The 26,128-nt window shown below is 74.4% G+C and carries 22 protein-coding genes and 1 pseudogene; 15 read left to right on the forward strand and 8 right to left on the reverse strand.

From position 1 onward, the window contains the following. Nucleotides 1-34 precede the first annotated feature (34 nt). From ACGF07_RS11240 to ACGF07_RS11250, 3 genes are read left to right on the forward strand one after another with little or no spacing between them, the layout of a single operon-like run. The gene (locus ACGF07_RS11240; protein WP_392897376.1) at nt 35-1,591 is read left to right on the forward strand and encodes a hypothetical protein; all 1,557 of its coding nucleotides are present in this window, start codon (nt 35-37) and stop codon (nt 1,589-1,591) included. Further along, nucleotides 1,588-2,643 (forward strand): sulfotransferase, encoded by a 1,056-nt coding sequence (locus tag ACGF07_RS11245; RefSeq protein ID WP_392897378.1) that lies wholly within the window; start codon nt 1,588-1,590, stop codon nt 2,641-2,643. The genes ACGF07_RS11240 and ACGF07_RS11245 overlap by 4 nt, the downstream gene beginning before the upstream one ends. Before the next feature lie 47 nt (nt 2,644-2,690). Continuing rightward, the gene (locus ACGF07_RS11250) at nt 2,691-3,818 is read left to right on the forward strand and encodes a radical SAM protein (RefSeq protein WP_392897379.1); all 1,128 of its coding nucleotides are present in this window, start codon (nt 2,691-2,693) and stop codon (nt 3,816-3,818) included. 182 nt (nt 3,819-4,000) lie between these two features. Here ACGF07_RS11250 and ACGF07_RS11255 read toward each other — a convergent pair whose 3' ends face one another. The 5 genes from ACGF07_RS11255 to ACGF07_RS11275 form a co-directional block, all read right to left on the reverse strand. Beyond that, nucleotides 4,001-4,918, reverse strand: a complete 918-nt coding sequence (locus tag ACGF07_RS11255) for a hypothetical protein (protein ID WP_392897381.1) — start codon at nt 4,916-4,918, stop codon at nt 4,001-4,003. Between the two features lie 140 nt (nt 4,919-5,058). After that, complete coding sequence (locus ACGF07_RS11260; protein ID WP_392897383.1) at nt 5,059-6,324, reverse strand: DUF455 family protein; 1,266 nt, start codon at nt 6,322-6,324, stop codon at nt 5,059-5,061. Then, nucleotides 6,321-7,316 (reverse strand): TIM barrel protein, encoded by a 996-nt coding sequence (locus ACGF07_RS11265; protein WP_392897384.1) that lies wholly within the window; start codon nt 7,314-7,316, stop codon nt 6,321-6,323. Before ACGF07_RS11265 ends, ACGF07_RS11260 begins: the two co-directional genes overlap by 4 nt. Beyond that, nucleotides 7,310-8,650 (reverse strand): DegT/DnrJ/EryC1/StrS family aminotransferase, encoded by a 1,341-nt coding sequence (locus ACGF07_RS11270; protein ID WP_392897386.1) that lies wholly within the window; start codon nt 8,648-8,650, stop codon nt 7,310-7,312. Before ACGF07_RS11270 ends, ACGF07_RS11265 begins: the two co-directional genes overlap by 7 nt. Then, the gene (locus ACGF07_RS11275; RefSeq protein ID WP_392897388.1) at nt 8,647-9,816 is read right to left on the reverse strand and encodes a Gfo/Idh/MocA family protein; all 1,170 of its coding nucleotides are present in this window, start codon (nt 9,814-9,816) and stop codon (nt 8,647-8,649) included. The genes ACGF07_RS11270 and ACGF07_RS11275 overlap by 4 nt, the downstream gene beginning before the upstream one ends. A 122-nt stretch (nt 9,817-9,938) precedes the next feature. On the opposite strand from ACGF07_RS11275, the gene ACGF07_RS11280 reads away from it, so the two are divergent. The 6 genes from ACGF07_RS11280 (at nt 9,939) to ACGF07_RS11305 (ending at nt 16,346) form a co-directional block, all read left to right on the forward strand. Continuing rightward, nucleotides 9,939-10,625: an SIS domain-containing protein gene (locus ACGF07_RS11280; RefSeq protein WP_392897389.1), complete on the forward strand. Its 687-nt coding sequence runs from the start codon at nt 9,939-9,941 to the stop codon at nt 10,623-10,625. After that, complete coding sequence (locus ACGF07_RS11285) at nt 10,622-11,218, forward strand: D-glycero-alpha-D-manno-heptose-1,7-bisphosphate 7-phosphatase (protein ID WP_392897390.1); 597 nt, start codon at nt 10,622-10,624, stop codon at nt 11,216-11,218. The genes ACGF07_RS11280 and ACGF07_RS11285 overlap by 4 nt, the downstream gene beginning before the upstream one ends. A 282-nt stretch (nt 11,219-11,500) precedes the next feature. Then, nucleotides 11,501-13,729: a cysteine peptidase family C39 domain-containing protein gene (locus ACGF07_RS11290; RefSeq protein WP_392897392.1), complete on the forward strand. Its 2,229-nt coding sequence runs from the start codon at nt 11,501-11,503 to the stop codon at nt 13,727-13,729. Then, nucleotides 13,713-14,651, forward strand: a complete 939-nt coding sequence (locus tag ACGF07_RS11295) for an ABC transporter ATP-binding protein (protein ID WP_392897394.1) — start codon at nt 13,713-13,715, stop codon at nt 14,649-14,651. The genes ACGF07_RS11290 and ACGF07_RS11295 overlap by 17 nt, the downstream gene beginning before the upstream one ends. Then, on the forward strand, nt 14,648-15,493 hold the full coding sequence (locus ACGF07_RS11300) for an ABC transporter permease (protein ID WP_392897396.1): 846 nt from the start codon (nt 14,648-14,650) through the stop codon (nt 15,491-15,493). Before ACGF07_RS11295 ends, ACGF07_RS11300 begins: the two co-directional genes overlap by 4 nt. Continuing rightward, the gene (locus ACGF07_RS11305) at nt 15,480-16,346 is read left to right on the forward strand and encodes an ABC transporter permease (protein ID WP_392897397.1); all 867 of its coding nucleotides are present in this window, start codon (nt 15,480-15,482) and stop codon (nt 16,344-16,346) included. The genes ACGF07_RS11300 and ACGF07_RS11305 overlap by 14 nt, the downstream gene beginning before the upstream one ends. 224 nt (nt 16,347-16,570) lie before the next feature. Here ACGF07_RS11305 and ACGF07_RS11310 read toward each other — a convergent pair whose 3' ends face one another. After that, on the reverse strand, nt 16,571-17,947 hold the full coding sequence (locus tag ACGF07_RS11310) for a hypothetical protein (protein ID WP_392897399.1): 1,377 nt from the start codon (nt 17,945-17,947) through the stop codon (nt 16,571-16,573). A 181-nt stretch (nt 17,948-18,128) separates the two neighbouring features. On the opposite strand from ACGF07_RS11310, the gene ACGF07_RS11315 reads away from it, so the two are divergent. The 6 genes and pseudogenes from ACGF07_RS11315 to ACGF07_RS11340 all read left to right on the forward strand — a co-directional run bounded on the left by ACGF07_RS11315 (nt 18,129) and on the right by ACGF07_RS11340 (nt 24,179). After that, nucleotides 18,129-19,373 carry a cytochrome P450 gene (locus ACGF07_RS11315; protein ID WP_392897401.1) on the forward strand — a complete coding sequence of 415 codons (1,245 nt, stop codon included), beginning with the start codon at nt 18,129-18,131 and terminating at the stop codon, nt 19,371-19,373. A gap of 100 nt (nt 19,374-19,473) precedes the next feature. Next, nucleotides 19,474-20,961, forward strand: coding sequence for an FAD/NAD(P)-binding protein (locus tag ACGF07_RS11320; RefSeq protein ID WP_392897403.1), 1,488 nt, complete (start codon nt 19,474-19,476; stop codon nt 20,959-20,961). Between the two features lie 112 nt (nt 20,962-21,073). Next, nucleotides 21,074-21,607, forward strand: a pseudogene (cysC, locus tag ACGF07_RS11325) (adenylyl-sulfate kinase); the annotation flags it as partial. Further along, nucleotides 21,604-22,542, forward strand: coding sequence for a sulfate adenylyltransferase subunit CysD (cysD, locus tag ACGF07_RS11330; RefSeq protein ID WP_392897405.1), 939 nt, complete (start codon nt 21,604-21,606; stop codon nt 22,540-22,542). The pseudogene cysC and the gene cysD, both read left to right, overlap by 4 nt. After that, nucleotides 22,542-23,864 (forward strand): sulfate adenylyltransferase subunit 1, encoded by a 1,323-nt coding sequence (locus ACGF07_RS11335; RefSeq protein ID WP_392897407.1) that lies wholly within the window; start codon nt 22,542-22,544, stop codon nt 23,862-23,864. The genes cysD and ACGF07_RS11335 overlap by 1 nt, the downstream gene beginning before the upstream one ends. A 57-nt stretch (nt 23,865-23,921) precedes the next feature. Further along, nucleotides 23,922-24,179 (forward strand): DUF6059 family protein, encoded by a 258-nt coding sequence (locus ACGF07_RS11340; protein WP_392897409.1) that lies wholly within the window; start codon nt 23,922-23,924, stop codon nt 24,177-24,179. On the opposite strand, the gene ACGF07_RS11345 is transcribed toward ACGF07_RS11340, so the two are convergent. Together ACGF07_RS11345 and ACGF07_RS11350 are read right to left on the reverse strand one after the other, a co-directional pair. Continuing rightward, nucleotides 24,164-24,808: a response regulator transcription factor gene (locus ACGF07_RS11345; protein ID WP_350742761.1), complete on the reverse strand. Its 645-nt coding sequence runs from the start codon at nt 24,806-24,808 to the stop codon at nt 24,164-24,166. The two genes, ACGF07_RS11340 and ACGF07_RS11345, sit on opposite strands and share 16 nt — an antisense overlap. Continuing rightward, the gene (locus ACGF07_RS11350) at nt 24,772-26,091 is read right to left on the reverse strand and encodes a sensor histidine kinase (protein ID WP_392897411.1); all 1,320 of its coding nucleotides are present in this window, start codon (nt 26,089-26,091) and stop codon (nt 24,772-24,774) included. The genes ACGF07_RS11345 and ACGF07_RS11350 overlap by 37 nt, the downstream gene beginning before the upstream one ends. Between the last annotated feature and the right edge of the window lie 37 nt (nt 26,092-26,128).

The raw sequence follows: 26,128 nt of genomic DNA on the forward strand, positions 1-26,128 counted from the left end.
CTCCCCACCCGTTCGACGACAAGGCCCGGACCAGATGGACCTGCTGCCCGTACTCAGCTACACGATCGGAATCCCGGCCGCCGGGTACTTCGCCCTGGCGGCCGCCCGGCTCCACGTCGGCAGCGCCCGCACCGTCGCGGCGCTGCGCCGGGCCGGCACCCAGCCCCCGCCGCCGGCGAGCGGAACGCCTCCGGTCCGCTTCGCGGTCCTGATGCCGATGCTGCGCGAGGACCGGGTGGTGGACCGGGCCTGCGCGCACCTGGCCGGTGCGATCAGGGCGGGCGTGCCGCTGGAGGTGGTGATCGCCGTCTCCGAACGCGAGGAGCACGAGCGGAGCCGGGCGGTGGAGGCGCTGCGCCGGGCCGCCGGGCAGCGCCGGAGCGAGGGGCTGGACGAGGCGCTGACCAGGGCGGTCCGCCCCGAGGCGCACCCGCGGGTGCGTGCCGCCCTGGCCACCGGTGACGAAGCGGCGCTCGGCCGGATCCTCGCGGCCGAACCGCGGCCGACGACCGCGGAGGCGGCGGCCGAGGTGGCCGACCGGCTCAACGCCGAACTCGGCCGGACCGCCTTCCGGCTGGTCACCGCCCCGGCCTCGGCCGGCGGCAAGGTGGGGCAGCTGAACGCCGCCCTGCGGGCCTGGTCGGACCGGCGCGGAGCGGACCGGTCCACCGTGTACGTCGGGGTCTACGACGCCGACTCGCAGCCCGACCTGGCCGTCTTCGACCGGATGAGCGGGCAAGTGGCGGTCCGCGGGGCGCAGGGCGCGGCGGCTCCGGAGATCTTCCAGCAGGTCTCCTGCTACTGCCGCAACCTCGGCGACATGCGGGGCCTGCGCGCCGCCCTGGCCCTGCCCGACGCGCTCGCGCAGACCCGCTGGGCCCTGGGCTTCGAGTACGAGCTGTACCGCCGCTACTCGGCGCGGGCACGGCGCGGCACCCTCCGCCCGCTCGCCTACTGCATCGGGCACGGCTGCTTCGTCTCGGCCGACTTCCTGGAGCGGATCGGCGGCTTCCCGACCCTGAGCCCCAACGACGACCTCGCCCTCGGCTACCAGGCGTCCCTGCTCGGCGCGGAGATCGCCCCGGTCCCGGCCCTGGACTACTGCGACGTGGCCCCCGACTCGCTGTCCACCATCCGCCAGTCCCGGTTCTGGTTCCACGGCTCGGCCCGCTTCGACACCGACCTGCGGGCCTTCCGGGCGGAGCTGGGCGTGCGCCCCGGCCGGCTCCAGTGGTGGGCCCTGCTGGCCGCGGGACACGGCCGGAACCTGGCCTGGGCCTGGCGCGCGGCGCTGTGGACGGTGGCCGCCCTGCTCGCCGCCGTCGCCGGTCAACCCGCCCTGCTGGCCGTCCTGTTGGCGCTGCACCTCTGGTACGTCCAGGGCGGCTACCTGCAGACGCTCCGCCAGCTGCGCCGCCTGCCGGGCGGCGCCGACCGCTCCGGGGTCGGGCGCCTGCCGCTGCGGCTGCTGGCGGCCGGGGCGGTCGCGGCCTCGGCCGCCTTCGTGATCCGCAGCCTCGGCCCGCTGACCGGCAGTCTGCAACTGCTGGCACGCCGCCGCCCGACCCGGCCATGGAAGGTCGAACGATGAACCGCACGACAGGTGCCGCGGCACGGGTGCTCGACAACGACCCGGTGTTCGTCGCGGGCTATCCGCGCAGCGGAACCACCCTGCTCTACCGGATGCTCGCCCAGCACGCCGAGTTCGGTGCCGCCGAACGCACCCGGGAGATGGGCGACTCGGCGCACGAGACCGCCCTCAGCTTCTACATGAGCCCGCGACTGGACTTCGGACGGATCGCCGCCCAGGGCTGGCCGCACTGGACCGAGTCGCTCGGCGGCAGCGATGGCCTGGGCGCCTTCCTGGCCCGCCGGGGACCGCTCGGCCCGGTCCGCGACGCCCTGGAGTCCGTGCTGACCAGGACGGTCTTCGGGGACGAGGTCTTCGAGCGGTTCACCGACGACGTGGACAGCGTGGTCGTGCGCGGCTGGTCGCGGGCCGACCGGCGGCTGGGGCTGCGGCGGGCCGCCATGCGGATCAGCCGGCGCCGCGACGTGGTGCGGGACTTCTTCGCCCTCACCGCGCGGGCCGGCGGAGCCGAACGGATCCTGGACAAGTTCCCGTTCCACTACTACCGCTTCGCCGAGCTCTCCGTCGCGCTGCCGAACAGCCGCTTCGTCTTCGTCCACCGCGACCCGGTCGACGTGTTCGCCTCGATGCTGCGGCGCGCCAGGGTCGAACTGGGCGGGCGCCCTCCGGTCGGCAGCGTCGCCTGGCTGGTGATGTCCGCCGCGGCCTTCGTCCAGGACTGGTGCGACTCCGCCCGGGCGGCGCTGGCCTTCGCCCGGACCGCCCCGGACCGGCTGCTCGTGGTCGACTACGAACTCCTCACCTCGCCCGAGCTGCGCGAGCGGCAGAGCGTCCGGCTGGCCGACTTCCTGGGGCTCGATCCAGCGGTCTGGGCGGCTGCCCGGCCGGGGTCCGAGGAGACCCCCGACACCAGCAAGCGGTTCCCGCTCAGGTCGGCCGTTCCGGTGCCCAACGCCCGGCGCTATGCGGCCGAGTTGGCCGACAGCGACGTGGCCACCGTCCAGCGGGGCTGCCGCACCGCGCTGACCGCGCTCCGCCGTGCGTCCGAGTGACGCCCCGGCACGTCCCAAGCATGCTGTTCCACCGAGAGGAGAGGCCGATGGCGGCCGGTCAGACGATAACCATGGGTAAGGGCGTGCTGGTCATGACCTACGCCTGCAACCTCAAGTGCTCGTTCTGCTACGCGGGTTCCGAGGTCTTCGGCACCCCCAAGACGATGCGCGCCGCAGAGGCGTACAAGGGGATCGACTTCATGGAGTCGATCGGGATCAGCACCTTCACCCTGCTCGGCGGCGAGCCGACGATCCACCGCGACCTGTTGGACGTGGTCGAGTACGCCCGGAGCAAGGACATGGGCGGCTGGGTGGTGACCAACGGCGTGAAGATCTCCGACCCGGCCTTCGGGCAGGCCCTGGTCGACGCCGGCCTCAAGGGCGGCTGCATCAGCCTGCACGGGCACACCGCGGAGGAGCACGACACCGCCACCAGGATCCCCGGCAGCTACGACAAGGCCATGAAGGCGGTGCGCCTCGCGGTCGAACGGGACTGGCCGCTGTACCCCATGCTGACGGTCATGGACTCCAACCTGGCGAACGTCCGCAAGGTGGTGGACAACCTGGTCGCCCTGGGCTGCCGGACCATCTACATCAACTACGGGGTGCCGAACGTCATCCAGGAGCTGGACACCGGTGTCGCCTCCGGGCCCGAGGCGCTCGCCCGGCTCAGCGAGCAGCTCTTCCGGCTGCAGGCCGAGCTGGGCGTGCGGTTCGTCTTCAACCGGGAGAAGAACAAGGTGCCGCTCTGCCACTTCGACCACGAGCTGCTGGGCGAGATGTTCGCCGCCGAGGTGATCGGCACCGGCTGCGAGGCGGCCACCGGCAACACGGTGGTGATCGAGCCGGGCGGCAAGGTGCTGGGCTGCTCCCACTGGGTGGACCATCCGCTGATCAACATCTACAAGGACCGGGAGAGCCTGGAGCTGATCACCCCGGACGAGTTCTGGGAGCTGTGGCACTCGGGCCGACCGCGCGAGTTCCGGGACGAGCTGCGCTTCTTCCCCTACGACCAGTGCACGGACTGCGGCTGGCGCAAGGACGGCCTGTGCGCGGGCGGCTGCAAGATCTGGCAGCAGGCGGGCGTCCTGCCGAAGGCGAACGCCTACGACGGGGACTCGGTCGTCCCGTTCGAGCCCCGCCGGATGCTGCCGCTCACGGTCAAGCGCGGCTGACCCGCGGCGCCGTGCCGGGCCCCGGTACGGCGCCCGTCCTGCTCCGGTGCTCGCGCCGATCCGCCCTCGGCGCTGGCACCGGTCCCTCTCGGCCTTCGCGCCGGTCCCCCTCGGCCTTCGCGCCGATCCCCTCCGCTCCGGGCGGAGCCGGTGATCGGGCGAAGGCCGTCCGCGTGTCCGGCTCAGGACCCGGCGCCGCGCAGGTGGGCGGCCGCGGTGCGCGGGTCCAGCGGGTTGACCAGGATGCCGGAGCCGTGCTCGCCGGCCGCGACGAGGCGGGGGCGGCCGGGGCTGTGCCAGAGCCCCACCAGGTGGACGTGGAGGTGCGCGGTGGGCCAGAGGCCGTGCGGCGGGCGCTGGTGGATCCACATCATCGAGGGCATGGAGCCACCGGCGACCCGGTCCAGCCGCCGCACGCAGTCGGAGAGCAGGGCGGCCAGCTCGTCCCGGTCGGCCGGACCGAGTGAGGGCAGGTCCGGAAGGTGCCGGACGGGGGCGATCCGCAACTCGTAGGGCCAGCCGGCGGCTTCGGGCACATGGCCGACCCAGTGCGGCGTGCGGACCACCGCCAGGTCCGGGTCCACCGGCTGTTCGCACAGCACGCACCCGGCGGCGCCGAGTTCCGCGGCGGCGAGGTCGGGCACCACCGGCAGGCCGAAGACCTGACCGTGCGGGTGCGCGACGGTGGCTCCCACCTCGGCACCGCGGTTCTCGAAGACGAGCACGTAGCCGACGTCCTCCCGCCGGCCGAGCGCCTCGGTGCGCTCGGCCCACAGGTCGACGACCCGGCGCACCTCCACGGGACTCAGGTCGCCGAGCCCGCGGTCGTGGTCGGGGCTGTACAGCACCACCTCGCTGCGCCCCGGCAGGGCGGGCCAGCGGTTCGGGAACGAGCGGACCAGGTAGGGCTCGGGCGCCTCCTGGCCGCCCGGGCAGAACGGGCAGTCGTCCGACCCGCCCTGCGGCCGGTGCCGGCGGTGGGCGGCGATCAGCACCTGCCGCCCGGTCAACGGGTCCCGCAGCAGCCGTGGGCCGGCGGTCGCCGGCCCGGCCGCGGGCTCCACCGCGGTCGGCCGTGGTGGGTCGGTCGGCTGGGTCATGACGGTGACCTCCTCGGTCGGGAGCATCGGGAGAGCAGGGAGAGCCGGGGAAGCACGGAGAGCCGGGAGAGCCGGGAGATCCGGGGGAGCCGGAAAGCGGAAGGGCTGCCCGGGCGGCATCGCCCGGGCAGCCCGGCTGGTCAGTGGGCGGCGCGTTCCCGCTGCCAGGCCCGTTGGAGTTCTCCGATCTCCTCCGGTGAGAAGCCGGAGAGCGCGCGGTCCTCCGCGTTGATCGGAATGACGTGCCGCACCCCCATGCCGCCGTCGGCGAGCAGCTCGCGCACGTGTTCGTCCAGCCGTCGCACCGCCTCGGCACTGCCGAGCAGTTCCTCCAGCCAGCGGTTGGCGTTGCCGACGTGGGTGACCTCGTCGGCGTTGATGTAGTCGAAGATCAGTGCCGTCCGGTCGTCGCCGATGGAGCGCAGCCAGCGGTAGACCCGCAGGCCGCCGTCCAGGCCGACGCCCTCGCCGAGCCGCTGCTCGATGGTGATCCGCTCCGCGAGGGTGCGGCCGAGCCGGAACTTGTCCCAGATCTGGTAGCGGACCGGGTACGCCCCGACGCTGCCGCCGAGTTCCCGCATCCGGGCGATCAGCAGCTCGAAGTGGCGCCCCTCGTCGCGGACCTGCTTGGCCAGGTCGTACCGCAGCCCCCAGGGCGCCTCCGGGTGGAGGGCGAGGATCGTCGCGCAGATCTCGGCCGCACAGAGCTCGATCTTGAAGGCCACGTCGTGCAGCGGCGCGGTGATCTCGTACGAGGAGGACAGTTCGCCGACGCTCGCCGGGTCGACTCCCGGCCGGTGCTCGCGCAGCCGGGGGTCGCGGCCGGGACGGACCGGGATCCCGGCCATCGCCGCGGTGCAGTCGGCGGCGGTGAGGCGCCCGGGGCCGGCGTGCGGGCGGGAGCAGGCCTCGAAGAGCGGGGACGGGGTGTCGGGCCGCTCCCCGGGGCCGGCCGGTGCGCGGTGCAGGGTGCCGAGCCGGTCGAGGACCAGGTCGAGGCACTCGCGGCTGTCCTCGTCGGCGAGCGGATCGAGCCGGGCGATGTGCGCGGCGACGGCGGCCCGCAGGTCGGGGTAGGCGGCGCGGGTCAGCAGGTCGAGCCGGTCGACCGGATCGGGCTCGGCGGCCAGGTCGTTGCTGAAGTGCACGAAGGCGTCGCTGATCGGCGTGGCCGCCTCGGCGTGGGAGCGCAGGCCCGGCAGCCGCTCGCCGATCGTCTCCGCGCACTGGGCGAGGATCCAGACGTCCTGGGAGAGCGCGATCTTGGTGTCCGTGTCGTCGATGCCGACCAGGACGGCCGAGGCCAGTTCCATCAGCCGGATGCAGGCGAACCTGAGGCCCTCCATGGTGTGGCGGTTCTCCAGGACGCCGGGGGGCGTGGCGAGGTTCTGGGCGGTGGTCGTCATTCCTGTCCTCCAGTTCGGATGCCGGCGGCTGCCGCGGCCCGGCCGGCGAGGCCGTTCCTCCCGGCGGCGAGCAGGTCGGCGGCGAGTCGGACCAGTTGCGTGCGGTCGGTTCCGGGGGCGGGGGAGGGCAGCACCTCGATGGAGAGCGGCCCCCGGTAGCCCGCCCGGTGCGCGGCGTCCAGCAGCGCGCCGGTGTCCTGGTGGCCCCGGAAGGGCGCGGTCCGCGGGCCGCTGTCGGCGTCGGAGCCGGTGCCGAGCGGCACGCCGCTGACGTGCATCCAGCCGATCGCGCCCGCGGGCAGTGCGTCGATCCAGTCCGGGCCGCACCCGGCGCGGAACAGGTGGAAGGTGTCGACCAGCAGCTGCGGCCGCCCGCCTGCGGAACCGGCGGCCTGCGCCAGCACGGTCGCCGCGGCGCGCAGGTGGTGCGGGTCGTTGAGTTCCAGGCAGAACCGGACGCCGTGCCGGGCTGCCGTCTGCGCGAGGCGCCCGCAGCGCTCGGCCAGTTGGGCTCCGCCGAGCTGTCGCATTCCCTCGCGGGCGCCGTTGAAGAACGCGGACACCCGCTCGCCGCCGGCCGCCGCCACCAGGTCGAGCAGGGCGGGCAGTTCCCGCAGCCGCCGTTCGAACCGCTCGTCGTCGACGCTGCCGTTGTAGGGGCCGGACCACGGGCAGGAGAAGACCCCGGGGCGCACGCCGTGGCGGTCGCAGAGGTTGCGCAGGGCAGCGGGCCCGAGGCGGACCAGCTCGGCCACCGGGACCTCGACCCAGTCGTAGCCGGCCTCCGCGGTGACCGTCAGGTACTGCTCGAAGGAGAGCGCGAAGCCGAGGGTGCCCGGGTCGAGTGCCCAGCCCGCGAAACCTCCGGTGGCCGGGTTCGGCGCGGTCCGGTTCGGCGCGCTCGGGTCCGGCACGGTCGGCTTCGGCGCGGTCGGGTCCGGCTTGGTCGGGTCCGGCACGGTCGGGTCCGGCGCGGTCGGTCGGCTCAGCACGGCGTGGCCTCCGGTCCGCGTGCGCCGCGGTCCCGCTGGGCGCGGGCCGCGGGCAGGGCGCGGGCGACCGCCCGGGCGACGTCCCGGGCGTCGTCGGGCGTGAGGCCCTCGTTCCAGTTCAGGGTGAAGCTGTGCCGCAGGAACCGCTCCGCCCCCGGGCAGTCACCGGGCCGGTGGCGTGGTGGGCGCGGGTGGAACGACCACGGCGGTTCGCCGGGCCGCACCGCGCGCAGCGCGTCGGAGAGGTAGAGCGGTGAGACGCCGATGTAACCGGGGGCGAAGGGCGTGCCGTCGGCCGCCAGCGACGCCGCGATCCCCGCGCCGAGGCCAGGCTCGGCCAGCAGCGCCGGCCACTGCACGCACAGCGCCCACCAGCTCGCCAGCTCCCCGTCGCGTTCGGTGGCCACCCGGACGTCGGGCTCCCCGGCCAGTGCGACCACCAGCGCGGCGTGCGAGTTCCGGCGACGGGCGATGATCTCGTCCGCCTTCCGGAGCTGGGCCAGCGCCACGGCGGCCGAGAGCTCCGGCATCCGGTAGTTCACACCGAGCACCGGGTACGCGCGGTCGCCGGTGCGCTCGCGCGCCCAGCCCTTGTTCTGGAACAGCGCGGCGCGTTCGAAGAGTTCGTCGTCGTCGGTCACCAGGATGCCGCCCTCGCCGCAGCTGATCACCTTGGACTGCTGGAGGCTGAAGCAGCCGAACGCGCCGCCGGTGCCGGCGAATCCGTCGCGGTCCCGGCTGAAGTGCGCCTGGGAGGCGTCCTCCACCACCGGCACGCCGAACTCCGCGGTTACCGCGCGGATGCCCGCCGTGGGCGCCAGCCGGCCGAACAGGTGCACCGGCAGCACGGCGCCGGTGTGTTCGGTGATCGCCGCCCGGACGGTCTCGGGGGTGAGCATGCCGGTGAGCGGGTCCACGTCGGCGAAGACCGGGACGAGTTGGGCCCGGACGATGGCGATCACGGTCCCCATGTCGGTGACCGGGGTGGTCACCACCTCGCGGCCGGGCGCGAGGTCGAGCGCGGCCAGGGCCACCTGGAGGGCCGCGGTGCCCGAGGAGACCGCGACGGCGTGCCGCACGCCCAGCCGGTCGGCCCAGGCCCGCTCCAGCGCCGTCACGGCGGTGCCGCCCCAGCGGGTCAGCGTGCCCGAGCGCAGTACCTCGTCGACGGCCTCCCGCTCCTCGGGGCCGAACAGGCGTCCGGTGGCGTCGAACACCGAGGGCAGCGGCCGGGAGCGGACGGGAGCGCCGCCGAGCAGGGCGCTGCGCGCGGACGGGCGGTGCGGCGTGTGGCGGTCGGACGGCTCGGGGCGGCTGGCGGCGGGGGCGGTCACCGGGCCGCTCCCTGGGCGGGTGCCGCGCCGGCCCGTTCGTCGTCCGCCGCCGGGCCCGGGCGCACCGACTCCCCGGTCCGGGAGGACTCGTAGACCGCGTCGAGGATCTCCAGCACCTCGACGTGGCGGTCGGCGGCCAGCTCGGTGTCCCGGCCCTCGGCCAGGGCGGCGAGGAACTCGGCCATCGGGCCGGCGAAGGCGTCCGGGAACCAGGCCCGTTTGGTCGTGTAGCGGTGCTCCACCAGGTCGGTGGTGAGCCGCAGTTCCTGCGGGGTGGCCACCAGGGTGCCCTTCGGGCCGGAGACCACCAGCTGTTCGCCCTCCGGGTGGTAGTGCCAGACCCCTTCGTCGCGGCAGGTCCAGTCCTCGATCAGGTTGGCGACCGCGCCGGACGCGAACCGCAGCGTGACCACGGCGGCGTTGTCCGCCTCCACGCCCAGGCCGGGTACGTGGCGGACCACCGAGTAGACGGAGGAGACCGGCCCGAAGATCCAGCGCAGCAGGTCGACGTGATGGATCGCCATCTCGTAGCCGATCAGCCGGGTGACCCGGCTGCGCCACTCGGTGCCGGTCTTGCGGTTGAGTCCGCGGTTGACCAGGGAGACCAGCGGGGCGTCACCCACCACGCCCTGGGCGAGCAGCTCGGCGGCCTTGCGGAACGGCGGTACCCAGCGGCCGTTGAGGTTCACCGCCATCGGCACCCCGAGGGCGGCGGCGCGGTCGGCCAGGGCCCGGGCGGAGGCGGCGTCCTGGTCGAGCGGCTTCTGGACCAGCAGCGGCGGGCACTGGGAGCCGCAGACGTCCAACAGCAGTGCCACGAAGTCGTGGTGGGCCGGCGAGGGCAGGGCCACGTCCAGGACGTCCAGGCCGAGGCCGGGCAGCGCCGCGGCGAACTGCTCGGCCGAGGTGAACCGGGCGGGTGCGGCCGCGGTGGCGCCGGGCGCCGTGGCCGCCAGCGCGGCGACCGCGCGGTCCAGTGCGGCGGGGGAGACGTCGAACAGCGCCACCGGGACGAGTCCGAGCTGCCCGTACGCGGGGATGTGCGCGAAGCTCGCCACGCCACCGGCACCGGCGATGCCGATCCGGGTCCGCGGGTGCGGCCGCGACCACGGTGTCGGCTGGTCCAGGGACCGAGCCGGGGCCTCGGTGGGGGAAAGGGTCGTCACGGTGTCCTCCCGAAGAGCCGCGCGGTTTGATGACTACACTCTAGTCATCATAGTCATATATCTGTCATGGAAATTGACTAGAATGCGCGCTGCGATGTGACACCATCTCGAGAGGAAACGCGATGCCGAGTGATCAGCTTTCCGGGCCCGGTCAGCTCGACGCCTATCTGACCTCGCTCCACCGGGCCCTGTCCCGCCTGGACCGGGCCGCCGTCGCGCGCTACGCGCAGGCCCTGGTCGGCGCCCGCGCGGACGGTCGGCGGGTGTTCGTCTTCGGCAACGGCGGCAGCTCCTCGATCGCCAGCCACCACGTCGCCGACCTGGTCAAGACCGCTGCGGTGGCCGGGGCCGCGCCGCTGGCCGCGTTCTGCCTGAGCGACAACACCCCGCTCGTCACCGCGATCTCCAACGACATCGCCTACGAGGAGTGCTTCGCCTACCAGCTGGCCGCCTACGCCGGGCCCGGCGACGTCGCCGTGGCGATCAGCTGCTCCGGGACCAGCCCGAACGTGGTCCTCGCGGCCCGGGCGGCGGTGGACAGGGGGATGCTCCTGGTGGCGCTGACCGGGGACACCGCGCAGGGCGCGGCGGCCCTGGCGGACATCCACGTCCGGGTGGCCGCGAGCAACTACGGGGTGATCGAGGACGTCCACCACTCGGTCGCGCACGCGGCTTCGCAGCTGCTGCGGACGGCCGTCGAGCAGGAGCAGGCCGCCGGCGGGGGCGTACCGCCCGCCGGCGGCGTGCCGGACGACCCGACCGGCCTGCTCGGCCTGCCGGCCCTGCCCGGTCTGCTGCCGTCCCGGTGACCGGGCGCCGCGCGGTCTTCCTGGACCGGGACGGAACGATCATCCGCGACGTCCACCACATCGGGGACCCGCGCGACGTCGAACTGCTGCCCGGCGCCGCCGGGGCGCTGCGCCGGCTCGCCCGGGCCGGCTGGGTCACCTGCGTGGTGACCAACCAGTCGGCCATCGGGCGCGGGCTGATCACCGAGGGCCAGTACCGGGCGGTGGACGCCCGGATGAACCGGCTCCTGCTGCGCGAGGGCGTGTCGCTCGACGCCGCGTACTTCTGCCCGGTCGCGCCGCTGGGCGCGGACCGGACCGCGGTCGAGCACCCGGACCGCAAGCCCGGGCCCGGGATGCTGCTCCGGGCCGCCGCGGACCTCGGCCTCGATCCGCGGGCGGGCTGGATGGTCGGGGACATGGTCAGCGACGTGCTGGCGGGCTTCCACGCGGGCTGCCGGGGCGCGGTCCTGCTGACGCCCGGCGGCCGGTCCGGCGCCGCCCCCTCCGCCGCCCTCGGAATGCCGGCCGGATTCGTCCGGGAGGCGCCCGACCTCGGCCGTGCCGTGGACCTGATCTTGACTGCCGCTACGGCCGGGCCCGCAGGTTTTTGACTCCTTGTCTTGACTGTTAGTCATTAACTGTGATGACATGGAGTCACACCGAGGGGATGGAAGGAGGTGGAGAACATGGAGCTCAACATCGAGGAGTTCGCGGCCGACGTCGTCGCGATCCTGGAGGACGGTGACCTGGAGCTGGTCACCGGCGCCGCCATGGCCCACGAGACCATCTGAGTCTCACCGCGGTGTGCCGCTCCCCAGGGGGCGGCACACCGCGGAGCCCGCCTCGCTGACCGACACGTTGACTGACCGGCTCACGCGCCGGAAGGGTGGGAGATGGTGCGCCGCCTGTCGCTGCGGGCGACGTCCGCCCGGGTCCCCTTCCTGCCGCAACTCGGACTGTACGACTGCGGCCGGGCCTGCCTGGCCATGGTGCTCGGGGCGCACGGCGCCTGGGACGCGGTGGCGGACCTCGCCGCCGAGCTGCCCGCCGTCCGCCCGGCCGGCTTGCGGGCGAGCGCGCTCGTCGCGACCGCCAGGCGCCACGGGCTGGCCGCCCAGGGCGTCAGGGTCACCGGCGCCGACGGACTGCGCCGCCTGCCCACGCCCTTTGTCCTGCACCAACTCCGCGACCACTACGTGGTGGTGGCGGGGATCCGGCGGGGCACCGCCGAGGTGCTGGACCCCGACGCCGGGCGCGAGCGGATCCCGCTCGACCGGCTCGCCGAACTCTCCTCGGGCGTCGCGCTGGTCTTCGCCGCTCCGCAGCGGCGGTCCCGCGCACCGCGACCGGTCGGCTCCCCGGATGCGGGGGCGCGGTGGGTGCGCACCCGTGCGGCCGGCAGGACGGCCGTCGCCCGGGTCGCTCGGTCCGTCGCCCGGTCCGCCCGGTCCGCCCGGTCCGCCGCCCGGGTCGCCCGACCCGCGGGCTCGCCGACGGCCGCCCGCCGGACCCTGCTGGTGCCGGGCACCCGCACCCGGGCCCTGGCCGCGACCGCGCTCGCCGCCTCGTCCGCCGTCGCGGCCGTGGTCGCCGCCGACCGGTCCGTCGCCACCGCGACCTCGCCGGGCGCCACCGCCGCCCTCGTCGTCCTGGTCCTCGCCGTCCCGCTCGCCCTCGGCGCCGCCACCGGTGGACTGACCGCCGCCGCCGGTGAGCGGACCCTGGAGGCCTTCCGGGCCGCCTTCGGCCGACGGCTCGCCGCGCCGGAGCGCGCCTACCTCGACAGCCGGGGCACGGAGGACCTGGTCAACCGCTGGCGCTCGGCGCCCGGGCTGCTCGACGCGCTGGTCCGCGACCCGCATCCGGTCGGCCCGCCGGCCGTCCCGGTGTGCGCCCTCGGAGCCCTCGCGGCCGTCGATCCCGTCCAGGCCCCGATCGCGCTGGCCTCGGCCGTCCTCGGGTTCGCGTTGCCGGCCGCACTCGCCGGCCGGTCGAGCCGCCGCGAGCCGTCGGACGCGAGGACCGCCGAGGACCTGCGCCACCTCATCGACGCGACCGAGTCGCTGCGCGCCGTCTCGGCCCAGCGCTGGGCGGTGACGGCCTGGCAGCAGGCGTCCGGCCCGGCCCTCGCCGAGGCCCGGCGGCAGGAGCGCGCACGGCAGTGGTCCCGTTCGGGTCTGACCGCCGCGCGCGCCCTCGCCGCCCTGGCACCGGTGCTCGCCGCCGTCGTCCGGCACGCGCCGCGTGCCGAGGGCGGACCGCTGCTGGCGGACCTGGTCGGCACGGCACTGGTCACCGCCACCGCCACCGAGGCGGCCCGGCGGTGGCGCGAACGGCGCCGGGCCCAGGTCATGCTGGCCCGGTTGGCCGACGCCGCGTCCGCCGCCCGGGACTCCCCGCCCGCGGCGCCGGACGCGGCGGTGGACGCGGCGGTCGAGGTCCGGTTCCCCGAGCAGGCGGTCGTGGTCCCCGCCGGCGGCCTGGCCTGGCTGGTCGGCGAGGACCCGGCTGCGGGCACCCGCCTGCTGCGCCACCTCACCGCGCTCGGGTCCGCCCGGCTGCCTCCCTGCCTGCTGGACGGCCGCTCGCCCGGCGCTTTCCTCGACGCCCGTCCGGGATCCGTCGCCCTGGTGCCCCGGCGGCCGGCCCTGATCGCCGGCACCGTGGGGGACAACGTCGCCCTCGGTGATCCGGCCTGCACCCGCGAGCGCGTCGCCGAGGCGCTGCGCACCTGCGGGGCGACCGGTCCGGAGTACGGGCTCGACACCCCGGTCGAGCCGGCGTCGAGCCGGGTGGACCCGGCCCGGATCGGCCTCGCCCGGGTGCTCTGCCGCCGCGCGGGCCTGGTCCTGGTCGACGACCTGCTCGGGCGACTGGACCCGGACGAGGCGGCCGCGGTCCTGTCCGCCCTGCGCGCCGGCGGCGCCACCGTCCTGCTCGCCGTCACCGGGCCGCCGCCCCCCGGCCGGACGCGGCCGGACGACCTGCGCGTCGGGGTGGCCCCGGACGGCAGCGTGCTGCCGCTGCCCGCCGCCGACCACGAGCGGCCCGGGGACCGGGCCGCTGCCACCGCCACGCCCACCAGAGGGGATCGGAAGGACCGTGTTGGTACTGGAGATTGAGGACCTGACCCGTAGCTTCGACCACCGTGGGACCGAGGTCCACGCGCTCCGGGGCGTCTCGCTGACGGCCGGGGCCGGCCAGATCGTCGGTCTCCTGGGCCTCAACGGCGCCGGCAAGAGCACCATGCTGAAGATCGTGTCCACCCTGCTGCTGCCGACCTCGGGCAGCGTCCGGGTGTGCGGACACGACGTGGTGCGGGACCCGCGCAGGGCCCGCGAGAACCTGTCCGTGGTGCTCGGCGGCGACCGCGGGCTCTACCAACGCCTCAGCGGCCGCGACAACCTGAGGTTCTTCGCGACCCTCGCCGGGGTGCCGTCCGCCGGCCTGCGGAACCGGGCCGCCGACGCACTGGACTTCGTCGGGCTGACCCGGGCCGCGGACCGCGCCGTGGAGACGTACTCCAAGGGGATGCGGCAACGGCTCCACCTGGCGATCGGCCTGATCACCCGTCCGGAACTGCTGCTGCTCGACGAGCCCACCGTCGGCCTGGACCCGCTGGAGGCCCAGAACATCCGGCAGGCCGTCGCCGGCATGCGGGACGAGGGCACGACCATCATCCTCACCAGCCACTACCTGAGCGACATCGAGCAGCTCAGCGACCGCATCGTGCTGCTCCAGGAGGGGCGGATCACCCATGACCGCCCGCTGGCCGAATTCCTCGACCAGGCACGCTGCGTGGCCACCGTGACCATCACCGGCACCGGCCGGCCGCCGGCTCCGGCCGAGGACGGGTTCGCCCGGCTGGAGGTCCACGCCGCCGGCTGGACGCTCACCCGCCAGGTGGACCGCTGGCACCCGCAGGCGTTGCGCGAGCTCGCCGACGCCTGGCCGGACGCGCACGTCTCCGACGTCCGGGTGGTTCCGTCCGGTCTGGAGGACGTCTTCACCAGCATCGCCCGCACGGCGGGAGCGGACGCGTGAACGGCTCGACGACCGAAGCGGTCCGCACCGGTGTCCGACCCGCCTTCGCCGCCCAGGAGTTGGAACGGCGCCGTCCGATCAGGGCGCTGCGCTCGATCGCCGCGGCGGCGCGTTTGCAGGTCAAGGTGAGCTCGATGCCGCAGCTCGTGGTCTCCAGCGCCCTCCAGCCCGTCGTCTTCATCGTCGTGGTGCTCACCGCCGCCGGCCCGCACGGAGCCGACCGCGAGCGGGTGGTGCTCGGCGGCGCCCTGCTGGCGATCTGGTCGGCCGTCGTCTGGCAGGCCGGACTGACCCTGAAGACCGACCTGTGGCTGGGCACCCTGCCCGGCATCTGCAGTCGCAACCTGGGCCTGGCGGCCGTCGCGATCGGCCGGAGCCTGGCCGCCTCGTCGATCGCGGCCGTGGTCATCGTCTGCGCCGTCACCGTCACCTCGGCCCTGCTGGGCGCGCTGCCGAGCATCGCGGATCCGGTCGGGTTCACCCTCGCGGCCGTGCTGACCTGGATCTCCGCGCTCGCCATGAGCCTGCTGCTGGCCTGTCTGCTGCTGCTCTCGCGCAAGGCCATCCGGGTCGCCGAAGCCCTGGTGTACCCGGTGTTCATCCTCGGAGGGCTGCTGGTGCCGCTGGACGTGCTGCCCGCGTGGCTGCGGCCGCTCTCCTCGGTCCTCTCCCTGCGCTGGGGCGGTGAACTGCTGTCCGACGCGGCGGCCGGTCGGCCCGGCGCGGCCTCCGCCTGGTGCTGGCTGCTGCTGCTCGTCGTGGCCTACGCGGTCCTCGCCCGGGTGGCCTTCGCGATCGTCCTGCACCGCACCAGGAAGGAGGGTTCCCTTGAGTACCACTAGCCGGACGACCGGCGCCGTTCGGACGGGCACCGCCGGTACCGACGGTACGACCGGGTCCGTGCCCGGTGCGGGCGCCGTGGCGCTCCTGCCCGCCTACCGCCTCACCCTCGAACTCGCCTGGCGCGACTTCCGGTCGGAGTACCCGCTGGGCATGCTGGCGCTGGTGGTGCTGCCCCGGATGGTGGTGCAGACGTTCTTCTGGACGCTGCTCGGCCGGGTCGCGGCGGGGCCGGCCGGGACGACGTTCGCCTTCGTGGGCGCGTGCGTGCAGATCATGGTCACCACCCTGGTGATCAACGGTGCCGACGCGCTGAAGAACGACCGCCTGTACGGCACGGCGTACCGCCTGCGGCTGGGCCGCGTCCCGGTGCTCGGCCTGGTGACGGTCCGGTGGCTGGTCTACGTGTTCGAGGCGGTGCTGATCGCCGTCATCTGCTCGGTGCTGATCGGCCTGGTCATCGGGCGGGCCGCGGTGCTGGGGCGCCTGCTCCTCGCCCTGCCGCTCTTCGCCCTGCTCGGGGTGTGCGCGATCGGCCTCGGGGTGACGGTCGCCTCGCTGACCACCCGCGTCAGCGCGGACACCCTGGTGACGAACGCGACGTGCTACCTGGTGCTCGCGGTGTGCGGAGTGGTGGCTCCCGTCCCGCACTGGGCGCCCGCCAGGTTCGTCGCCGACCTGCTGCCCTTCACCCCGGGCCTGAAGGCGATCCGGAGCGCCCTCGCGGGCGGGTCGCCCTGGGGCTACGTCCTGTGGGAGATCGCCCTGTCGGCGGCCTGGTTCGCCCTCGCGGCGGTCATGCTGCGGCTCAAGGCCGAGCGCACCCGCCGGAGCGGGGACGACGACAGCTTCTGAGCCGGGGCCCGGGCGGCCCGCCGGACCGGCACCGAGTGCGTCCGGCGGGCCGCCCGACTGCCGCGGGGCGGCGCCCCCGGGTCCCGGCGTCCCTGTGCCCCAGCGTTCCTGTGCCCCAGCGTTCCTGTGCCCCGGCGTCCCCGCTGCCCCCGCGCCGCCCGCGCGTCCTCGCGTCCTCGCGTCGGCGGGCCGACGGAGCGCCCGTCGGCCCGCCGAAGGACGGCTCAGAACGACCGGACGTTCAGGGGGCGGACCTCGGTGCGGTCCACGGTGAGCCGCACCGTCACCTCCAGTCCGGCGGCGACCAGTTCGGCCGTCTCCGGGCAGCAGTTCTCGACGGCCTCCCGCAGGGTGGCGCGCAGCTGCTCGGCCCGCTCGGGGAAGAGGTGCGGGGCGAACGCCGGCACCGCGCTGAGCAGCAGTCGGCCCGGTCCGCCGTCGTCGTCGGGGAGGAACTCCGCCCGGGCCAGCGGGGCGGCCGCGTCCACCATCGCGGTGAGCGGGATCCGGTCGTACACCGCGGCCCTGGCGACCTCCGGGACCGCCTCCAGGGCCTCCCGCAGGGCGATCGGCCGCCAGACCACCCGCTCGGAGCCCAGGAGGCGGGTGGTGGGCGCGTGGGCGCGCCGCCCGGCCAGCACGACCGACACCTCGCCCGGCTCGCAGGGGCTGTCCACCAGTTCGACCAGGTCGCCCGTGTCGTACCGGATCAGCGGCTGCACCTGCGAGAAGGGGTGGAGCTCCGTGAGGACCAGGCGGCCCAGGCCGGCGGTGAGCGAGTGCGGTCCGTCCAGCGCGACGACCTGCGGCAGGACGTGGGCGTCGAAGTGGTAGGCGCCGCAACGGTCGCAGCGGGTGGCCCCGCCGCAGATCTCGGACATCGAGTAGCGGTCGACGATCCGGGTGCCGGGGCCGAAGGTGCGCTGCAGGAAGGCGCGGGTGAGGCCGGACAGGTAGTCGCCGACGCAGACGATCCGCTCGACGCCCAGGCGTTCGACCAGTCCGCGCTCCGCCAGGCCGTAGCCGAGGATCACCAGGTCGTCGGGGTTGCCGCTCAGCTCCACCACCGGGTCGTGGAGGTCGGGGTGGAGGTCCTCGTGCCGGGCCAGCAGCTCCAGCGCCCGGTCGAGGTCGCGCGGTCCGATCAGGCTGAAGCTCAACTGCCGGTCCGACACCGTGCTGCCGACGGTGTTCCCGTGGAAGCGGGACGAGATGGTGGTGAAGTGGAGCACCGGCCGCTCCGGCCCGGTGCGCCCGGCGGTGGCGCGCCGGTGCAGGGCCCGGCGCAGCTCGGTCAGGGCGCTGATCTCCTCAGCGCTGCGGTAGCGCAGGAACGGCTTTCCGGTGGTGCCGCTGCTGTGCAGCAGGACCGAGCCGGTCCGGTCGGGGTGGCGGACCGCGGCGGCGCCGCCCGCGGGTTCGTACTTGCCGGTGACCGGCAGCCGGTCGAGGTCGGCGGAGGTGGTGACGTCCCGTGCGGTGTCCGGCCAGAGCCGGCGGTAGTAGTCGGTGCCCAGCGCGTGCTCGATGGTGCGGGGGAGCAGCCGCTCCCGCAGGGCCGTCTTGCCCCGGCCGGTGGACGATCGTGCGGTCGCTGTCAAGATAGCTCACTCCACTCAGTCAACGTCTTCCCGAGCCTGACCAGGGTGCATTCCGGCTTAGGAGAATTCGGACGAGAAGTCTGTCATGGTTTCATGACACCGTCCATTGACTAGTGATGACCAAGTAGTCATGATTGGTCCGCTGCTTCCGCGGCGCCGCCGACCGCCAGGAGTGGAGACCATGACCCACCCGATATTCGCCGACTACTCGAAGGCCGACCCGCTGCCGGCGATGCGCGGCATGACCGACTCGGTCTCCACGTACGAGCCGGCCATGAAGGCGCTGTTCGTCAACACCCACGCCGAGGTCCGGGCGCTGCTGCGGGAACCGGCACTTCAGAACGCGAAGATCAAGGACCCGTTGCTGGAGTCGCTCCCCCCGGAGCAGTACCGCCTCCACCGGCCCATCAAGGCGTTCATGGCACTCTGGCCGCTCTTCTCGCAGGGCGACTACCACACCGGCGTGCGCGAATGCCTGCGGCCGGCCTTCACCGCCGCGGCCCTCGAACCGCTGCTGGTGGACGCGCGCCGCTACTGGGACGCCTCGGTGGACGAACTCCTGCGCCGCGAGGGCCCGGTGGAGTGGGTGGAGTCCTACGCCTACCCCTGCGCCCGCCGGCTGCTGGCCGGCTTCTTCGGCATCCCCGAGGACCGGCTGCTCCCCGCGCTGAACGCCGCGACCGACATCACCCAGTACATGGCCAGGCCGCTCTCGCTGACCGACGACAGTCTGGCCCACGAGACGCTGGACGCGATCGAGCGCCTGCGCGACGAGACCCACCGGACGATCATCGGGACCGGCGACGGGCCGGCGGCCACCGCCCTGGCGGACATCGCCCGGACGCCGGGCCTCGGCCCCGACGCCGCGGTCGCCACCGCTGCCCAGCTGATCACCGGCGCCCTGGACCCGCTGGCCGCCCTGTTCGCCGAGGCCGTCCGCCGGCAGGGGCGGCAGCCGGGTGGCGACGACCGTGACCTCGCCGGGCGCACCACCGGGTCGGCCGCCGACGGGCGCAGCACCGAGCGGCCCGCCACTGCGGCCGAACTGACCGAGGAGACCCTCCGGCTCGGCTGCCCGTTCCGCTTCGTGCAACGGCACGTGACCGCGCCGCTGACCGTCGACGGCCACCGCCTGGAGCGCGGCGACCGGCTGCTGCTGGGCCTCGGCCCCGCCAACCTCGACCCGGCGGTGTTCCCGGACCCGCTCGAGTTCCGCCCCGGCGGTGACCAGCGGCCCGCCCACCTGGCCTTCGGCTTCGGGGCGCACTACTGCCCCGGGGCACTGCTCGCCCGGGGCGTCGTCCAGGCGCTCTTCGAAGCCCTGCTGGAGCGGGGCGCCGTCGCCGTGGTCGACGAGGAGTCGCTGGAGCGCTCGCCGTACCTCTCGGTCGGCAAGGTCATCTCGCTGACGGTCAGCCTGCGCTGAGCGGTCGCGCCCCCGGCGCCGGGGCCACTGCTGCCCCGCACCGCCCCGTACCGCCCCGATCCGCCCGGGGCCACCAGCCCACCAGAACCGGAGGAATCGGATGGACGGCCCGGCACACCGCCGCCGTCAGGTGACGGCCGTCGTCGGAGCGGGCGCCGCCGGCACCCTGGTCACGCTCCAGCTGTGCGAGGCGGCGGCAGCGGGCGAAGTGCCCTGGGAGGTGCGGCTCATCGATCCGGCCCCGGACACCGGGCGCGGCACCGCCTACCGGACCGAGGACCCACGCCACCTCCTCAACGTCCCGGCCGGCGGGATGAGCGCCTACCCCGACGATCCCTCGCACTTCGTCGACTGGTGCGCCCGGCAGGCGGACGGGGACGGCACCGCACCGGCGGCCGCCGACTTCCTCCCCCGGGCCTGGTTCGGGGCCTACCTCGACGACGCCCTCGGCGAGGCGGTCGGCCGCGCCACCGCCCGGCTCGGCGACTCGGTGCGGGTCAGCCGGGTGCGCGCCCGGGTGGTGGACCTCCGCTGGTCGCCCGACCCGGCCGGGCCGGCCCTGCTGCTGCTCGACGACGGCTCCCGGCTACGGGCCGACGGCGTGGTCCTGGCGACCGGGCCGGACCGCGCCCCCAACACCGGGTTGCCCGAAGGACTCCGGGAGTCCGCCCGGTTCCTGCCCGATCCGTGGGCCCCCGGCGCACTGCGGCCGCTCCTCACCGGATCCGGACCGGGCGCCGTCCTGCTGCTCGGGACCGGACTCACCGCCGTCGACGTCGCGATCCGTGCCGACCGGCCCGGTCGCGTGCTGCACGCCGTCTCGCGGAACGGTCGGCTGCCCCGGCCGCACGCGCCGGCACCGCTGCCCCCGCTCGCTCCGCCGGAGCTCCTGGCACGGCCCACCCCGGGGCAGCCGCTGGCCGCGCTGCGCGCCAGCCTCGCACGGCACGTCCGCCGGGCCGCCCGGCTGCACGGCGACTGGCGGCCCGCCGTCGACGGGCTGCGCCCGGTCACCTCCCGCCTGTGGCAGGCGCTGTCCGATCCGGACCGTGCGGAGTTCCTCCGGCGGGACAGCTCGCTGTGGAACGTGCACCGGCACCGGATGCCGCCGGAGACCGCCCGGACGGTGGACCGCCTCCGGCAGGCCGGCCGGTTGCGGGTCTCCACCGGTCGCCCGGTCGACTGCCGGGAGGACGGCGACGGCCTGACCGTGACCCTGGACGACGGCCGGGAGCTGAGCGTGGCCTGGGTCGTCGACTGCCGCGGCCCCGGCCTGGCCGCGGTGCCCGGAGCCGACCCGCTGCGGGACGCCCTGCTCGCCACCGGGCGAGCGGTGCCCGGCCCGCTGGGCATCGGGCTGCGGACCGACGGCGGCCGGCTCCTCGGCGCCGACGGCTCGGCCGCACTGCCGTTCTGGACCCTGGGCGCCGTGCGGCGCGGCGAGCTGTGGGAGAGCACGGCGATCCCGGAGATCCGGGTCCAGGCAGCCGAGATCGCCCGGCGACTCCTGGCGGAACGGTCCGCCGGGAACGACGAAGGCGCGGGCACCGAACAGCAGGGGGGAGAGCGTGTCCTCCTCGGGCGGTGACGCCTCGGGCCGTGCCGTCTCGGGCCGTGCCGTCTCGGGCCGTGCCGTCTCGGGCCGTTCCTCGGGCAGGAACGCATCAGACAGGGACGCGGCCCGTGCGGCCGTCCCCTGCGAGCGCGGCGCCACCGTGTGGCTGACCGGGCTGCCGAGTGCGGGCAAGACCACGCTGGCGTTCGCGTTGGCCGAGTGGCTGCGCGCGGAGGGCCACCGGGTCGAGGTCCTGGACGGCGACGAGATCCGCGAGTTCCTCTCCAAGGGCCTCGGTTTCTCCCGCGAGGACCGGCACACCAACGTCACCCGGATCGGCTTCGTCGCCGAGAAACTCGCCGCCAACGGCGTCAAGGTGCTGGCCCCGGTGATCGCCCCTTTCGCCGACTCCCGCGCCGCCGTGCGCGAGCGGCACGCCGCCACCGGCACCGAGTTCCTGGAGATCCACGTCGCCACCCCCATCGAGCTGTGCGCCGAACGCGACGTCAAGGGCCTGTACGCCAAGCAGGCAGCCGGCGAGATCACCGGTCTCACCGGCGTGGACGACCCGTACGAGGCGCCCGTGGAACCCGAGTTGCGCCTGCAGACCCAGGGCCGCGAGGTGGCCGAGAGCGCCGCCGAGCTGCACGCCTTCCTGACCCAGAGGGGCCTGGCATGACCACCGCGACCGACCATCCCGTCCGCACCGACGACAATCCCTTCGCGCTGTCCCACCTGGACGCGCTGGAGGCCGAGTCGGTGCATATCCTCCGCGAGGTCGCGGGGGAGTTCGAGCGCCCGGTGATCCTCTTCTCCGGCGGCAAGGACTCCATCGTCATGCTGCACCTGGCGCTGAAGGCCTTCGCGCCCGCCGCCGTCCCGTTCTCCCTGCTGCACGTCGACACGGGGCACAACTTCCCCGAGGTCATCGCCTACCGCGACCGCGTCGTGGCGCAGCACCACCTGCGCCTGTACGTCGCCCACGTCCAGGACTACATCGACGACGGCCGGCTGCGCGAGCGTCCGGACGGGACCCGCAACCCGCTGCAGACCGTGCCGCTGCTCGACGCGATCGAGACCAACCGCTTCGATGCCGTGTTCGGCGGCGGGCGCCGGGACGAGGAGAAGGCCCGCGCCAAGGAGCGCGTCTTCTCCCTGCGCGACGAGTTCGGCGCCTGGGACCCGCGCCGCCAGCGCCCCGAACTGTGGTCGCTCTACAACGGCCGCCACGCCGCCGGCGAGCACGTACGCGTCTTCCCGCTGTCCAACTGGACCGAACTCGACGTCTGGCAGTACATCGAGCGCGAGGGCATCGAGCTCCCCGAGATCTACTACGCCCACGAACGCGACGTCTTCGCCCGGGGCGGCATGTGGCTCACCGCCGGCGAGTGGGGCGGCCCCCGCGAGGACGAGCCCGTCCAGCGGCGCCTGATCCGCTACCGCACCGTCGGCGACATGTCCTGCACCGGCGCCGTCGACTCCGACGCCACCACCATCCAGGCCGTCATCGCCGAGATCGCCGCCAGCCGCCTCACCGAACGCGGCGCCACCCGCGCCGACGACAAACTCTCCGAAGCCGCGATGGAAGACCGCAAACGCGAGGGATACTTCTGATGAGCACCACCACCGACACCAGCGCCACCTCGCTGCTGCGCTTCGCCACCGCCGGCTCCGTCGACGACGGCAAGTCCACCCTCGTCGGCCGCCTCCTCCACGACTCCAAGTCCGTGCTCGCCGACCAGCTGGAAGCCGTCGAACGCGCCTCCCTGGGCCGCGGCCAGGACGCACCCGACCTCGCCCTGCTCACCGACGGCCTGCGCGCCGAACGCGAACAAGGCATCACCATCGACGTCGCGTACCGCTACTTCGCCACCCCCCGCCGGCGCTTCATCCTCGCCGACACCCCCGGCCACGTGCAGTACACCCGCAACATGGTCACCGGCGCCTCCACCGCCGAACTCGCCGTCGTCCTGGTCGACGCCCGCAACGGCGTCGTCGAGCAGACCCGCCGGCACGCCGCCGTCGCCGCCCTCCTGCGGGTGCCCCACGTCGTCCTCGCCGTCAACAAGATGGACCTCGTCGACTACGCCGAACCCGTCTTCGCCGCCATCGCCGCCGAGTTCACCACCTACGCCGCCTCCCTCGGCATCACCGACGTCCTCGCCGTCCCGATCTCCGCCCTCGCCGGCGACAACGTCGTCGAACCCTCCCCCCACATGGACTGGTACGCCGGCCCCACCCTCCTGGAACACCTCGAAACCGTCCCGGTCGGCACCGACCCCAGCGCCGAACCCGCCCGCTTCCCCGTCCAGTACGTCATCCGCCCCCAGACCGAGGAACACCCCGACTACCGCGGCTACGCGGGCCAGTTGGCCTCCGGCGTCCTGCGCGTCGGCGACCAGATCACCGTCCTGCCCACCGGCCACACCACCACCGTCACCGGCATCGACGTCCTCGGCCGCGCAACGGACATCGCCTGGGCCCCGCAGTCCATCACCGTCCGCCTCGCCGACGACCTCGACGTCTCCCGCGGCGACCTCCTCGCCACCGGCCCGGCCCCCACCCCCACCAAGGACATCGAGGCCACCGTCAGCCACCTCAACGAACGCCCACTGCGCACCGGCGACAAAGTCCTCCTCAAACACACCACCCGCACCGTGCGCGCCCTCGTCAAGGACATCTCCTACCGCATCGACATCACTGCGCCGATCAGCGAAGGGGGTCTCGAACAGCGCACCGCCCCCCAGGGGTTGAACGTCAACGACATCGGCCACGTGACACTGCGCACCGCCGAGCCGCTCGCCCTCGACAGCTACACCGACAACCGCCGCACCGGCTCCTTCCTGCTGATCGACCCGGCCGACGGCACCACCCTCACCGCCGGCATGACCGGCGAGGCCTTCCCGACCGCAGGAGCCGACCGGCGCGACTCCTGAGGGGCGCCGGCCCGGCGGATCGAGGGCCCCTCGAGGGGGCGTGGGCAGGCTGGGGGAATGGCGAGCGGGGTGTGGCGGGGGCGGGCCGGCCGGTGGTGGGGGCGGCTGGGCGCGGGTTTCGTGGCGCTCGGGGAGGTGCACGTGGTGGGGGCGCTGAGGGCGGCGGAGGCGGTGGCCGAGGCCGGGGGGCTGTGCGGGCCGGGGGCGGGGCATCCGGAGCGGGTGGTGCCGGGTGTCGGGATGTCAGCGGTGGAGCGCGGGTTGTGGAGTCAGCTGGCCGACCTGTCCGACCTGCCGGATCACTGGTCGAGGTAGGCGAGGACGGCGAGGACGCGGCGGTTGTCGGCGTCGGCGGGGTGCAGGTTGAGCTTGGTGAAGATGTTGCTGATGTGCTTGGCGACGGCCTTCTCGGTGATGAAGAGGCCCTGGGCGATGCCGGCGTTGGAGCGGCCCTGGGCGAGCCATTCGAGGACTTCGCGTTCGCGGTCGGAGAGGGCGGCGATCGACTCGTCGCGCTCCTTACGGACCAGGAGTTGGGAGATGACCTCCGGGTCCATGGCGGTGCCGCCGTCGGCGACGCGGCGGATCGAGTCGAGGAACTGGGAGCCGTTGGTGACGCGGTCCTTGAGCATGTAGCCGACGCCGCGGCCGCCGCTGGCGAGGAGTTCGCGGGCGTACAGGGGCTCGACGTACTGGGAGAGCAGCAGGACCGGGAGGTCGGGCATGGTGCGGCGGGCGGTGAGGACGGCCCGCAGGCCCTCGTCGGTGAAGTTGGGTGGCAGCCGGACGTCGACGATGGCGACGTCCGGCTGCTGCTCGGTGAGGGCGCGGAGGAGGTCGGCGCCGTTGTCGACGGCGGCCGCCACCTCGTGGCCGTAGGCCTGGAGGAGGCGGATCAGGCCGTCCCTCAGGAGGAAGTGGTCTTCGGCGAGGACAATGCGCACGGGAGCTCCATGGTGACCATCGTCGGGCCGTTGACGGGGCTGCTGACGGCGAGGACGCCGTCGAAGGTGGCGAGCCGCCGCTCGATGCCGCGCAGTCCGGTGCCCCGGGAGGCGTCCGCGCCGCCGCGGCCGGTGTCCGTGACGGTGATGCGCAGCATGCCGTGATCGTAGCGAATGTCGATCCAGGCGCGGTCGGCGTGGGAGTGCTTGGCGACGTTGGCGAGGATCTCCGAGATGGCGAAGTAGGCGGCGGACTCGACGGGCATCTCGGGGCGGCCGGGGAGGTCCACCGCGACCTCGGTGGGGACCGGGCAGACCATCGCCAGAGCCCGTACCGCGTCGGCGAGTCCGCGGTCGGCGAGGACCGGCGGGTGGATGCCGCGGACCAGGTTGCGGATCTCCTCCAGCGCCTTGGAGGAGGATTCGCGGGCCTCGATCAGCAGGGCGCGGACGGCGTCCGGGTTGGTCTCCAGGAGGTGTTCGGCGGCGTCGAGGGTCATGCCCATCGCGACCAGGCGGGCCTGGGCGCCGTCGTGCAGGTCGCGTTCGATCCGGCGGATCTCGGCCATCTGGGTGTCCACCGCGGTGCTGCGGGTGGTGGTGAGGTGCTCGATCCGGCTGGCCATCAGCTCCTGCTCGCTCGGGGCGAGCATCGACCGGGTGTACAGCGCGTGCTTGCGGACGGCGCGCGGCGCCATCCAGAGCGCCAGGGGGAGTTGGAGGACGCCGAGCACGCCGGCGAGCACGGCGGTGGCCTGGCCGTCGATCGGGATGAACTGGTACCAGAGGCCGTCCCACTCGGTGGACAGCGGGACGCCGAAGAAGGCCAGGAAGATGCCCCAGAGGCCGCTGAGCACCAGCGCGATCGGCGTGAAGGCGAGGAAGCCGCCGGCGATCGGGTCGGTGAGGACCCAGGCGAACTCCCGCTTGGTCTGCGGGTCGCTCATGATCCAGCGGTAGCGGGCGATCGCCCCCGAGGCGCCTTCGGGCGCGGGCGGCAGGGGCCCGGGCGGGCCGGGGATCCGTACGCCCGACCAGGCCTCGGCCAGGCCGCGCTGACGGGCCGCCAGCGCGCGCACCCGCTCCATGGCCCGCGGGACCAGCCCGAGGCCGGGGCCGATCAGGGAGATCGCGGTGGTGACGGCGAGGCTGCGGCCGAAGGCGGCGGCGGACATCCAGCAGAGGGCCAGTGCCCGTCGCAGCCCGGTGAGTCCGGCGGAGGCCGAGAAACCCCTGATCTCGGCCGGTGCGGGGCTTCCCCCGAGCTGCATCGTGCGGTCCATGGACACGCTCCTCTCTGGTGCCTTCGCTGCTCCGGCC

Origin of the sequence: Kitasatospora sp. NPDC048194, from assembly GCF_043202455.1 — a bacterium.
GTDB lineage: Bacteria > Actinomycetota > Actinomycetes > Streptomycetales > Streptomycetaceae > Kitasatospora.